This is a genomic window from Antarcticibacterium sp. 1MA-6-2 (genome assembly GCF_021535135.1).
Classification (GTDB): Bacteria; Bacteroidota; Bacteroidia; order Flavobacteriales; family Flavobacteriaceae; genus Gillisia.
In genome coordinates this window covers 2,679,255-2,690,740 of record NZ_CP091036.1, presented here as the reverse complement: position 1 = coordinate 2,690,740, position 11,486 = coordinate 2,679,255, and the positions used below count along the sequence as shown (strand labels likewise).

Below are 11,486 nucleotides of genomic sequence, written 5' to 3'. Positions count from 1 at the left end.
ATATTTCCTCCTGCGTTTTCCCTAAAATCGCTACTTTTGTAGTATTGACTATGCCTCACAGAGGCTTGTTTAGATTTATTCTAAATAGAATGAAAAATCTCCCATGAAAACGAAAGAAGAAAATATCGCTGGAAGGTTTGTTGATGAAACAAAAATTGAAGATGGTTTTTACATTCTCAAATTTCAAAACGACACTCAGGACCCTCAATTTAGCTCCCGCGCAATAGATAGTTCTTACATTCAATTTCATTTTAGTGTAAAGGGGCGAAGTAAATTTCTTTATAATAACGGTAGCTATAGCGTACCATTGGAGGAGGATCGCTCATTGCTTTTATATAATCCCAAACAGGATCTTCCACTTAATGTGGAGCTAAAACTAGCTTCCTGGCTTATCTCTCTTGTCGTTTCCATAGAAAAGTTTCATTCTCTTTTTTCACAGGAAGCGAAATATATTCCATTCTTAAGTCTGGAGAGCAAGGACAAAAAGTATTATCAGGATGGGAATATTTCACCCTCGATGGCTATTGTTCTTAATCAGTTGATGAACTTCAACCTCATGCCTACTATTAAATCTTTATATTTTAAAGCAAAAGCATATGAGCTTTTGAGTTTACAGTTCAACAGGACAGGTGATGCCGATGTTGAACAATGTCCTTTCCTGAGTGATGAGGAAAATATTCTGAAAATAAGGAAAGCAAAAGATATTGTCATCAACCGGATGGCTGAACCACCTGGACTTCAGGAGCTATCAGAGGAAATTGGATTAAGCCTTAAAAAACTAAAAGAAGGTTTTAAGCAAATATATGGCGACTCGGTTTACAGCTTTTTATTTGACTATAAAATGGAATATGCAAGACAGCTTCTGGATAGTGGGGAGTATAATGTAAATGAAGTTGGGCTTAAAGTAGGATACAGCACTTCCAGCCACTTTATTGCTTCCTTCAGAAAAAAATTCGGGACTACTCCCAAAAAATATATAATGTCATTACATCCCACAACTTAAAGTATTCATATGAAGACAATTCTAAATTTCCTGATGTGTTGCTTTCTTTTTGCAATTCTCCCAATACAGGCTCAGGATCAACAAGTTCTCGTTTTTCATAAAACAGTTGGTTTCTGGCACGAATCCATTCCTGCAGGCTACCAGGCTATACAGGATCTTGGAGAAGACAATGGATTCGCCGTTGTTGTTACAGATAAAGCCGACACTTTCAATGAAGAGGAACTGGAGACTTTTGACCTGGTTATTTTTCTAAATACTACGGGGAATGTATTGGATGAAAAACAGCAAGAGGCGTTTAAGAATTACATAAATGAAGGAGGTAATTTCTTTGGAATACACGCTGCCGCTGATACTGAGTATGATTGGGAATGGTATGGACAGCTGGTTGGGGCCTATTTTAATGGCCATCCCGAAAATCAATGGGCAGAGGTAAATGTGGTAATGTCGGAGCATCCTACTGTAAAACACCTGCCACACACCTGGAGAAGGCATGATGAATGGTATAACTACAAAAATATCAATCCTGAAATGCAGGTTTTAATGAAGCTGGATGAGTCTACCTATAAAGGAGGCACGAATGGTGATGACCATCCTATAGCGTGGTATAAAGAACTTGAAGGAGGGGGAAAAACCATCTATACCTAAGTGGCGGCCACACTATACAATCTTACGGAGAACCGCTTTTTGTGGAGCACATACTTCAATGTATTTTATTCGCTTTGGAAAAGCCAGAATAAACTTTTGTTCTATTCTGTAATAAGAAAGAATAATACCTGCTTTCCCTCCGCCGCAGGTAATATTGCTATTTTTGAGTTGAAAAAGAAAAATTATGAGTAAAGGTGTGTTGTTGGTTAACCTTGGATCTCCCGATAGTACAGATCCTAAGGATGTGAAAAAATACCTCGACGAATTTTTGATGGATGAGAGGGTAATAGATGTGCCGTTATGGGCGAGAAATTTATTGGTGAGAGGCATAATCCTAAACACCCGTCCTAAAAAATCTGCTGAAGCTTACCAAAAGATCTGGTGGGATGAAGGATCTCCGTTGATAGTTTTATCAAAAAGGCTTCGGGAGAAAATAGACAAATTCACCTCTATTCCTGTTTCGCTGGCTATGCGGTATGGAAAACCAAATATAAAATCCGGTCTTCAGGAGTTGCACGATAAGGGAGTAGATAAAGTTCTTATTTTTCCGCTTTATCCGCAGTTTGCAATGGCAACAACCGAAACTATACTTGTACTTGCAGAAAAACTACGAAAGGAATTTTTTCCTCAAATGAGCTTTACTTCTGTTCCGGCTTTTTACAATCATCCCGACTACATCAGGGTACTGGCGAACAGTATTGAAGAGAAATTGAAAGGAGTCGATTTTCAGCATTTGCTATTCTCTTACCACGGCGTCCCGGAGAGACACATAAGGAAAAGCGATATCACTAAATCTCATTGTCAAATTGATGGCAACTGCTGTAAGACACCTTCGGCCGCACATCAATTTTGCTACAGGCATCAATGTTATGAAACTACACGCCTGGTAGCCGAATATCTGGAATTAAAGCAGAATTCTTACAGCGTTTCCTTTCAATCAAGATTAGGATTTGATCCATGGTTACAACCTTATACAGACAGGACTATAGAACGTTTTGGAAAACAGGGCATGAAAAAGCTGGCCATAGTTACCCCTGCATTTGTAAGTGATTGCCTTGAGACTCTTGAAGAAATTGCTATGGAAGGAGAGGAGATTTTCCACGAAGTGGGAGGTGAGAAATTTACGGTCGTGCCGTGTTTGAATGACAGGGATGACTGGTCTAAAGTTCTTGCTCGATGGATTGATGAATGGGCTTTCTCCAATCCCGTAGAGGCATAATGGCTAATCGGGATGCGGCAGCATTAGGTAAGGAACCCATAGGTAAATTACTTATAAACCAGGCAGTACCTGCTTCTATTGGTATCCTGGTAATGTCGCTGAACATTTTAATTGATACAATTTTTGTTGGAAACTGGATCGGTTCTATTGCAATTGCAGCAATAAACGTAGTATTACCTGTTTCTCGTACGTTTGTAATTCATTAAGGTTCTTTTAGTTTCTTTGGAGAAAAAGGCAGTGGGAATAGGAGATATAGCTGTTACCAGGTAGTCCGTGAGATATACCGTAAAAAAGACACATACCCTGTTCCCATTCGTTTCTCAGAATCTGGGCAGTACTTAGGGAGCTTTTATGCATCCCGCGTAAAGACGAGAATAGATCATAAGAAGCTTCCTGCCTCATTAAATCCTAGTATTATGAATACAGTACAATTTTGTGTGGGAATTGATGTATCAAAAGATTCCCTTGAATGCTCCTATGGTTTGTATTCCGAATTCGGTGAATTACAATTTTCTAAGGTGCAGAAGTTTACAAATGACCTTAAAGGTTTTAAAAAACTACTGGAATGGTTGAAGAAGAAAAAAGATCCTGCAGAAATTTTTTTTGTGATGGAAGCCACTGGTGTCTATTATGAAAATTTGGCTTATTGGCTTCAAGAGAGGGATTTTTACTTATCGGTAGTACTTCCCAACAAAGTAAACTACTTTGCCAAGAGCCATAACATAAAGACAAAGACCGATAGTGTGGATGCTAAGCTTTTGTGCAGGATGGGCTTGGAAAGGAAATTGGATCATTGGGAAATTCCCTCCCTTCAAATGAGAACTTTAAAGATCCTAACAAGGGATTACCGTAGCCTTAAGGCCAAACTTACTATGACCAAAAATCAACTGCATGCAAAGGACAATTCTCATAAATGTCCCCCCACAGTTGGTAAGAGACTTAAACAACAAATCCAATTACTGGAAAAGCAGATTTCACAGGTGGAATCTGAGATCAAGCTAGTTGTTAGAAAAGATAGCATTCTGGACGAACGGATCAGAAAGATGGAGACCATACCAGGAGTAGGGTTCATGACCATCGCTTGTATTTTGGGCGAGACGAATGCTTTTGCGCTCGTACGCAATTCCAAACAATTGGTAAGCTATTGTGGATTTGACATACAGCATCGGCAGTCAGGTCTTTACGCTGGAAAGACGACCATAAGTAAAAAGGGGAACAGTTTTATAAGATCTGCACTCTATATGCCCGCATTATCTTCCCTACAACATAATCCAAACCTGAAAATATTCTATAATCGCTTGTCAGAGAAGAAATCCATAAAAAAGATTGCAGTGACTGCAGTGGCAAGAAAACTACTAGTGCTTATCTATACGATTTGGAAAAATGGATCAGAGTATAATCCAGATTATTTATTTTCAGATTAGAAATAATGATTTTGGTGTTGTGCTTGTTGGATTGGAAACAACTCCTTTTTAAGAGTTGTTCCATTTCAACAATGCCACGTACTCCATGTAAAAAAACAAAAAAAAGATTGTTTTTTATCGCAGTACCTTTTTTTATTGCCGCACTGGGTATGGCAATTGGCATTGGTGGATCATCAATTATTTCCCGTGCCCTGGGAGGCGGAGATAAGAAAAAGGCTCTTAAGACTTTCGGTAATCAAATTTCCCTTACACTTCTTTTCACTTTTACGATGGTATTCCTGGGTCTGCTTTTCGTGGATTCGTTAATCCCGACCTTCGGGGGAAAAGGAGATATCTTTGAACCTGCTAAAGTTTATTACACTATAGTTCTCTATGGAGTTCCCCTACTCGCTCTTTGCATGATGGGTAATAGTGTAATAAGGGCAGAAGGAAAGCCAAAATTCGCCATGACCGCGATGATTATTCCTTCTGTAGGTAATCTTGTGCTGGATTATATTCTTATTAATCATTTAGATATGGGAATGTATGGTGCGGCATGGGCGACTACAATATCCTATTTTCTTTGCCTGGTGTATGTCATCTGGTTCTTTTATTCTGAAAATTCTGAATTAAAGATAAACTGGTCCCACCTTGGCTTCAATTGGCCCATTCTAAAAGAGACTTCCTCCCTTGGATTTGTTACTCTTGCAAGGCAGGCTGTAGTAAGTATTACCTACTTACTAATGAACAATATTCTATATGATCTGGGAGGTGAAGATTCTGTTACAGTTTATGCAATTATTGGACGAATGTTAATGTTTGCGCTTTTCCCTGTATTGGGCGTCACACAAGGTTTTTTACCTATTGCGGGATATAATTACGGTGCAGAGAATTGGCAGCGAGTAAGGAAAAGCATAAATACGGCAGTCCTTTATGCAAGTATTCTTGGTTTTGTAGTTTTTGTGTTAATCATGATCTTTTCTGAAGAAATTGTAGCAGTTTTTACTGATAATCCTGTGGTAAACTCAGCCACTCCCGAAGCTATGAGATGGGTGTTTGCTGCAACACCCATTGTGGCACTACAATTAATAGGATCGGCATATTTTCAGTCTATAGGAAAAGCGGTTCCCGCACTATTGCTAACGCTTTCAAGGCAGGGCTTCATTTTTATTCCGCTTGTTTTGATCCTGCCGCATTATTTTGGTGAAATTGGGGTCTGGATTGCATTTCCTATTGCTGATGTTCTTTCGACAATAATAACGGGTTATTTCCTGAACCGTGAGATCAGGCTGAAGTTAAAGCCCGCAACAGCAGAGAATTTACCCTGAAGAAAAAATCTTATTCCTTATCTTTGATTGAAAGTGGAGGTTATGGAGATAAATGAGTTGAAAATAGAGCTGCTGAAAAAAATTTTAGCCTCTAATGATATTCGAACTTTAGATAAACTGAATGAATTTTTGTCTGCAGAAAATACAGTTTCGGAAGTAGGGGAGGAATACAAAACCGAAGGAAAGAACTCCAGCCTCTCGCCGGAGCAGTGGGAGGAACTTAACAGGAGGTATCAGGAATATCTGGAGGGAAAAGGAGAATCGGAATCTTTGGAAGCTTTTAACCAGAAGATCTTTGAAAGATATGGGTTTTAATCTTGAGATAAGAGTTACAGCCCGTCTAGATGTACAAGAAGCCATAGAGTGGTATGAAAAAAAGCAAGTGGGGCTAGGGAAAACCTTTGTTTCCGAGTTCAGAAATACCCTAATTTACATAAAAGAAAATCCTGAATATTTTCGCTAAGCTCGACTCCTCCTTCAGGGAAGCGGTCATCAGAAAATTCCCTTTTCTTATAATTTATAGAATAGAAAAAGATAAAATTGTTATTTTTTCTGTCTTTAACACCTACCAAAATCCTTTCAATAAACTTTAAACTGTGCAGGAATACTATTTATATTTAAAAGCTTTACACCTCATCTTTGTTGTAACCTGGTTTGCCGGGCTTTTTTATATTCCCAGGTTATTTGTTTATCATATTGAGGCCGCCGAAAAACCAGAGCCTGAAGCTTCTATTCTTACAAAGCAGTTAAAATTAATGACCCGGAGGTTGTGGTATATTATCACCTGGCCCTCTGCAATTCTCGCCAGCCTCTTTGCTTTTGCACTTCTAGCAATAATTCCGTCATTTCTTGGACAGGACTGGATGCTCGTAAAACTCGGTTTTGTATTGCTGCTTTATATCTATCATTACAAATGTCATCTAATATTTAAAGCTTTTCAGGAAGACAGGATAAACTGGACCTCCAATGGGATGAGGCTATTCAATGAAGGTTCCACCATAATTCTGTTTGCTGTTATTTTCCTGGTGATCCTTCGAAATGCGGTAGACTGGATCTATGGTGTCATAGGTATTATTCTGCTCTCTGTTATCCTTATGTTAGGATTTAAGATGTACAAAAGAATCCGGGATAAAAATCCGGAAGCCTAACAATGGTGTGAAAATTGATCAATGCAGGCAAATAATGGTACTACATAAATGAAGCTTATTAAACTTTCCCTTAGAAACAGAATTTTTATCTCAATGATACTCCTGGTGTTGGGTGCTTCTATTTTGATTGTGGGGGTTACAGTTTATCAGTACAAACAGGAGTCCGAAGCTTACCACAAGGAACGGCTTGAGAGGAAAGAGCAGGCGATTCGTGAAAATATTAAGTATGTGCTTCAAAGTACCACGCACGTAGTCTCAACTCAAAACATGCCTGTAATCCTAAGAGAGCGAAACAAGATCTATGAGATTTCCCAGGTGCATGATATGCAAATCACAATTTACGATCTCAATGGGAGATTGCTTATTCAGTCTAATGAATCCTTCTTTAGAGACACCAGTAACATTCAGATAGACAAGCCCATTCTTCAGGCGCTTGAGAATTCTCCCAAAAAGAGGTATTTAAAGAAGTCAGAAATAAATGGACAGAAGTTTCAGTCTTCCTATACTTATATAAACGATACCCAATTAAAACCTTTGGCAATTCTTTATCTGCCCTATCTACAGGATGACGAATTACTTCAGAAGGACCTTAATGACTTCTTAATGAAAATGGGGGAGGTATACCTTTTTATGCTCATTCTGGCGATTTTGCTTTCCTATTTCCTTTCTAAATATATAACCAAATCACTAAAGTTGGTTTCAGAAAAGATTGTGGAGACCAGGCTCGATAAAAGAAATCAAAAAATTGAAGTTCAAAACGCTTCCGAAGAGATTTATACTTTGGTGGCGGCTTATAACAGTATGATCGATGAACTGGAAGAGAGTGCTGTGAAACTGGCTACAAGTGAGAGGGAGCAAGCCTGGAGGGAGATGGCAAAACAGGTGGCACACGAGATCAAAAATCCGCTAACTCCTATGAGATTAAGTGTACAAAGTTTCCAGCGAAACTTTGATCCAAATGATCCAAAGATTATGCTGAAGGTTGAAGAATACAGTAATACGCTTATTCAACAAATTGACACGATGAGTGCCATTGCTTCTGCTTTTTCTAATTTTGCTAAAATGCCTGCCCAGCAAAATGAAACTCTTAATGTACCTAAAATTGTAAAGTTGGCCCTTGATATTTTTAATGAAAACTACATTGTATTTTCTTCTGAAAAAGAGGAAATTCTGGCCAAGTTTGACCGTACTCAACTTATTCGGGTCGTGACAAACCTGGTGAAAAATGCTACGCAGGCTCTACAGGATGTACCTGATCCAAAAATTTTAGTGAGAGTAGAAGATCAGGGGGAGATGGTGAGCATTACGGTGTCCGACAACGGAGTTGGAATTTCTGAAGAAAATAAAGAAAAGGTTTTTGAACCTAAGTTTACCACAAAATCCAGCGGGATGGGCCTTGGACTGGCAATGGTGAAAAACCTTGTAGAGACCTATGGCGGGAGCATAAGCTTTACTTCAAAAAGAAATAAAGGCACTATCTTTACAGTTAAGTTCCCAAAATAAAGGGTCATTTTGATTCTTACCTGGTTCTGATAATTATAAAAACTAATCGATATGAATTTTGAGAATATTCTGGAAGAAAATAGTAATGGCATTCTCACAATAACCATTAATCGTCCTTCAAAGCTTAACGCCTTAAATCGCAAAACTATAAAAGAACTTCATCACGCTTTTAATGATGCCGAATTAAATGATGAGGTAAAAGTTATAATAATTACCGGGAGTGGGGAAAAAGCTTTTGTTGCAGGAGCTGACATTAGCGAATTTGCAGATTTCTCTCCAGAAGAAGGTAAAGAATTGGCAGCAAAAGGTCAGGCTAAATTATTTGATCTGGTTGCAGAATTTTCTAAGCTTGGTAATAGCGGCCATTAACGGTTTTGCTTTAGGTGGAGGCCTTGAACTTGCGCTGGCAGCACATTTTAGAATAGCAAGTGAAAATGCAAAAATGGGATTACCCGAAGTTTCTTTGGGAGTAATCCCGGGGTACGGCGGAACCCAACGGTTGCCGCAGCTGGTAGGTAAAGGCAGGGCAATGGAGATGATAATGACAGCCGGAATGATAGATGCCAGCCAGGCGCTACAATACAATCTCGTGAATCACGTCACAACCCAGGAGGAACTACTGGAATTTACTGAAAACATTGCTACTAAAATTGCTAAAAATTCCCTTGTCGCAATAAGATCTGCGATTAAAGCTGTGAACGCTAATTATAAGGACGGAGTTAATGGTTTTGAAACAGAAATTGAGGAATTTGGACATTGCTTTAGTACTGCCGACTTTAAAGAGGGTACAACAGCCTTTCTCAATAAACGGAAAGCAGATTTCCCTGGAAGATAAATAATCAATCTCCTGAGAATTTAATATGGAAAATTTCCTACCAAAAGGAAAATTTCCATATTTTTGTTTTTATGGGTGATGCTGAAGAATATATTAAAGGTAGGGGAGCACAACTAAATGTTGCCAACAGGTTTGACGCGAACAGTCACGAATTTCGGGATGATTTTCTGAATTTTTGTGCTGTAGAAGGAGAAGAGGCGTTGGATAACAGGACGGTTTTAATAGACACTTTTCCCAAAACAATTGTAAATAAAGTGAACAGTCCTGATGTAAGAATGGGTTATTCCCTTAATCCTTACCAGGGCTGTGAACACGGCTGCGTGTACTGCTATGCCCGGAATTCACACGAATATTGGGGATATAGTGCAGGACTTGATTTTGAACAAAAGATCCTGGTAAAGCGGAATGCGGTGGAGTTACTGGAAAAGAAATTAAGAAGCAAAAGCTGGGAAGCAGAGCCCATAATTTTATCAGGAAATACAGATTGCTACCAGCCAATCGAAAAGAAACTGGAAATCACCCGAAACCTGCTACAGACCTTCCTTAAGTTTAAACACCCCGTAGGAATTATTACCAAGAATGCATTAATTCAAAGAGACATTGATGTTTTGCAGGACCTGGCGAAAGATCACCTGGTACAGGTAAATCTATCGATCACCTCCCTCGAAGAAAATACCCGCCGACTGCTGGAACCCCGGACTGCCAGTGTGAAGAAGCGGCTGGAAACCGTGAGAAAGCTAACTGAAGCCGGAATCCCGGTGAGCGTAATGATGGCACCTATTATTCCCGGCATTAATAGTCACGAGATCCTGCCGTTGGTAAAAGCCATTGCTGAAAACGGTGCAAGGGGTGTGGGCTATACTATGGTGCGACTTAATGGAGCAATAGGAGGAATTTTCACCGACTGGATAAGGAAGACAATGCCGCATAGGGCAGATAAAGTGCTGCACCAGATCCAGGAGTGCCACGGCGGAAGTTTAAATGACAGCCAGTTTGGTCGAAGAATGAAAGGCGGCTTAATATAGCTGAGCAGGTGGAGCAGCAGTTTGTAATTGCCAGAAAGAAATATTTATCTGGCAGAAGCATTGCGCCCCTCAATTGTGACCTGCACCGGGAATATAAAGACGGGCAGATGAGGTTGTTTTAGTTCTTTTCTTTAGAAGTTACTTTCTGGATGAGGTAAATGTAAACTGGAAAGTGATCGCTATATCCCCCTGTGTAACCACCGTAATCATAGCTTCTGAACGGATATCCTTTAAACTGACCGGAGGGGGTGAGAAGGTAATCTGGATTAAAGATCCCTGCTCGGTAAAATTGGTAAGAAGAATAGTCATTAGCAAGAAAAGGTGAGGAAATGATGATCTGGTCAAATAAATTCCAGCCATCTCTAAAAGCTAAAGTACCCATTCCCCTTTTCAGCATATTCTCCATAGGATTATATAGATCTCCTTGATTAAGATTTTCCATACTGGCCTTTGTTCCCAGGATTTTCTTAATGCTTTTGTTGGTGGGGTCATCATTAAAATCTCCCATCGTTATTATCTTTGCATTGCCGTCTAATCGGTAGAGAGAGTCTATAATTCGTTTATTGAGTTCCCCTGCTTTTTCTCTCCTGTAGCTACTACGCGCTTCACCGCCACTTCTGGAGGGCCAGTGGTTTACGATTACGTGTAGCAATTCTCCATCTAATAAGCCACTTACAACTAATTGATCTCGCGTATATACTCTTTTTGACTGATCGTCGCGATCGAAAATCAGAAGCCTGTGAGATCGGGAATGTAAGGGTTCAAAGAGGCTTTTTTGATAAAGCAAAGCCACATCCACACCACGGTTATCAGGAGAATCATAATGCACTATATCATAATTATGGGATAGCAAAAGAGGTTGATTTACTAAATCCTCTAAAACTTTATAATTTTCGATTTCGCAAACTCCTATAATGGCGGGAGGAATTTCTGCCTTGTCTGCTCCAATTTCAGAAAGCACCCGGGAAATATTCTTCAATTTGTCTCTGTACTTTTCTTCCGTCCAAACGTCTTTTCCTTCCGGAGTGCGATCTTCATCAAAGGTCAAAGGATCATCTACGGTGTCAAAAATATTCTCAACATTATAAAATGCTACAGTTCTTATCTGGTATAAATTATTCTCCTGCCCCGCAACCTGAGGAATGGATAAATAAGATATAATTATGTATAAAATCGTAGACAGAAAATTTTTTCCAATCATTATTAGGTACCTATAGATTTCTTAAAATTATGAGAAAACTGATATTTAATATACAAATTTTAAAGGGTCTATTAAATATTATAATTAACTTATATGTTGAAAATGAAGTTTTTATAGATGCGTAGGGGCAAATATCTATTAATACTGGGGCTAATACTATACTCGCAAATTTCTGC

9 protein-coding genes and 3 pseudogenes are annotated in these 11,486 nt (G+C 39.1%); 11 read left to right on the top strand and 1 reads right to left on the bottom strand.

Annotated elements, in window-relative coordinates:
- The first annotated feature begins 103 nt into the window (after nucleotides 1–103).
- The 11 genes and pseudogenes from LZ575_RS13785 (at nucleotide 104) to LZ575_RS13735 (ending at nucleotide 10,231) form a co-directional block, all read left to right on the top strand.
- Entirely contained in the window at nucleotides 104–1,003 is a 900-nt protein-coding gene (locus LZ575_RS13785) for an AraC family transcriptional regulator (protein WP_235325064.1), read from the top strand.
- Between the two features lie 9 nt (nucleotides 1,004–1,012).
- Nucleotides 1,013–1,648: a ThuA domain-containing protein gene (locus LZ575_RS13780; RefSeq protein ID WP_235325063.1), complete on the top strand. Its 636-nt coding sequence runs from the start codon at nucleotides 1,013–1,015 to the stop codon at nucleotides 1,646–1,648.
- A 184-nt stretch (nucleotides 1,649–1,832) separates the two neighbouring features.
- Nucleotides 1,833–2,867 carry a ferrochelatase gene (hemH, locus tag LZ575_RS13775; protein WP_235325062.1) on the top strand — a complete coding sequence of 345 codons (1,035 nt, stop codon included), beginning with the start codon at nucleotides 1,833–1,835 and terminating at the stop codon, nucleotides 2,865–2,867.
- Nucleotides 2,867–3,052: pseudogene (locus LZ575_RS13770) on the top strand (MATE family efflux transporter); the annotation flags it as partial. The gene hemH and the pseudogene LZ575_RS13770, both read left to right, overlap by 1 nt.
- Before the next feature lie 231 nt (nucleotides 3,053–3,283).
- Entirely contained in the window at nucleotides 3,284–4,291 is a 1,008-nt protein-coding gene (locus LZ575_RS13765; protein WP_235324700.1) for an IS110 family transposase, read from the top strand.
- A 149-nt stretch (nucleotides 4,292–4,440) separates the two neighbouring features.
- Nucleotides 4,441–5,598, top strand: a complete 1,158-nt coding sequence (locus LZ575_RS13760; RefSeq protein WP_235330737.1) for an MATE family efflux transporter — start codon at nucleotides 4,441–4,443, stop codon at nucleotides 5,596–5,598.
- 42 nt (nucleotides 5,599–5,640) lie between these two features.
- The gene (locus LZ575_RS13755; protein WP_235325061.1) at nucleotides 5,641–5,913 is read left to right on the top strand and encodes a hypothetical protein; all 273 of its coding nucleotides are present in this window, start codon (nucleotides 5,641–5,643) and stop codon (nucleotides 5,911–5,913) included.
- 281 nt (nucleotides 5,914–6,194) lie between these two features.
- Nucleotides 6,195–6,746, top strand: a complete 552-nt coding sequence (locus LZ575_RS13750) for a CopD family protein (RefSeq protein ID WP_235325060.1) — start codon at nucleotides 6,195–6,197, stop codon at nucleotides 6,744–6,746.
- A 48-nt stretch (nucleotides 6,747–6,794) separates the two neighbouring features.
- Nucleotides 6,795–8,249, top strand: a complete 1,455-nt coding sequence (locus tag LZ575_RS13745) for a PAS domain-containing sensor histidine kinase (protein ID WP_235325059.1) — start codon at nucleotides 6,795–6,797, stop codon at nucleotides 8,247–8,249.
- 138 nt (nucleotides 8,250–8,387) lie between these two features.
- Nucleotides 8,388–9,084, top strand: a pseudogene (locus LZ575_RS13740) (enoyl-CoA hydratase/isomerase family protein); the annotation flags it as partial.
- Nucleotides 9,085–9,155: 71 nt separating this feature from the next.
- Nucleotides 9,156–10,231: pseudogene (locus LZ575_RS13735) on the top strand (PA0069 family radical SAM protein).
- On the opposite strand, the gene LZ575_RS13730 reads toward LZ575_RS13735, so the two are convergent.
- Nucleotides 10,228–11,310, bottom strand: coding sequence for an endonuclease/exonuclease/phosphatase family protein (locus tag LZ575_RS13730; RefSeq protein WP_235325058.1), 1,083 nt, complete (start codon nucleotides 11,308–11,310; stop codon nucleotides 10,228–10,230). The pseudogene LZ575_RS13735 and the gene LZ575_RS13730 overlap by 4 nt on opposite strands.
- Between the last annotated feature and the right edge of the window lie 176 nt (nucleotides 11,311–11,486).